Source organism: Candidatus Obscuribacterales bacterium, from assembly GCA_036703605.1.
Taxonomy (GTDB): Bacteria; Cyanobacteriota; Cyanobacteriia; order RECH01; family RECH01; genus RECH01.
Genome location: DATNRH010001041.1, coordinates 1 through 1,042 on the forward strand (window position 1 = coordinate 1; position 1,042 = coordinate 1,042).

2 protein-coding genes are annotated in these 1,042 nt (G+C 55.1%); both read right to left on the reverse strand.

Going from position 1 to position 1,042, the window contains the following annotated elements:
* On the reverse strand, window positions 1-213 hold a 213-nt coding region (locus V6D20_21275; protein ID HEY9818313.1), incomplete at its 3' end, for a c-type cytochrome.
* Window positions 214-862: 649 nt separating this feature from the next.
* Window positions 863-1,042, reverse strand: a 180-nt coding sequence (locus tag V6D20_21280; GenBank protein ID HEY9818314.1) for a hypothetical protein, incomplete at its 5' end; no start/stop codon positions are given.

The window sequence follows — 1,042 nt, forward strand, 5'->3', positions numbered from 1 at the left end:
GAGATTTCTGGGCTTTGGCCGCAATAAGTAGGCCGCTTTGCCCTGCCCGTCGCCCTCAATCCCGTGACACACTGCGCAGTGCTCTTCGTAGAGTGCTTGTCCCGGTGGTACCTTGTCGGTAAACCACTTTGCTCTCCACCCCCACCACCCGGCCAAGCCAGCGGCAATGAGAACAACGATCACGGGCAGAGCCACACGCAAACTTGTCTTCATATTCTCTTTCCGGACTCACTCTGGCCAGCTTTGCCGTCCTTCTCAGGGGTCATATCCGATCGGAGAATGCCCTTTTCATGTGCATCAACAGCTATATCTTGTAGGCTCCTGTCCCGCAGCATGGCCAGGATTTGGCTACGAATAGGCTTCCAGGCGTCGTGCAACGGGCAGGGAGTAAAACTATCGCATGGGTCGAGCCCTAATACGCATTGCTCCAATTCACCTTCGGGTTCGACTGCTGCTAGTATCTCCCATGGGCTGATCTCCTTGGCTGGTCGCGCCAACTGAACTCCGCCGCCAGGGCCGCGAGCCCCGCGCAACAGTCCCACTCGGCTGAGGTTTTGCAGAATCTTTACAAGGTAGGTGGCGCCAACACCGACTTCCTCGGCTAGGTCACGAACTCGACGCACTGAACCTTGAGGTTGTAAGGCAAGCAGAAGGCTTGCCTGCAAAGCTACCTGCGAGCCTCGCCGAAACTGCATTTAGAGCGCCTGTTAGCCCCAGTACAATAAAACCATTTCTAGCCTACTTATTCCTTTCTGCTATTCATCTCAGTGGTAGCCGTCAGGCTGGTCTGTGACATAGGTCACAAGGGGTGTTATAAGGTCTTGGAACGTCACGGCAGGAAGATTCAGAAACTTGCCAAGCACTAGAGCCAATCTGCCTTAAGGCGATCCGCCCCGCTTTCAATCTCTCCTTCGCCGCCTGAGCTTTCCGGAGTAGGCCCAGTTTCAGGGTGTAGCTCCAACACTCCAAAGCAGTTAGTGGCGATTTCGCTGAAACAAAGCCCCTTTGCAGCGTCTTTAAGTGCCACAGTCCTCGGACTGGG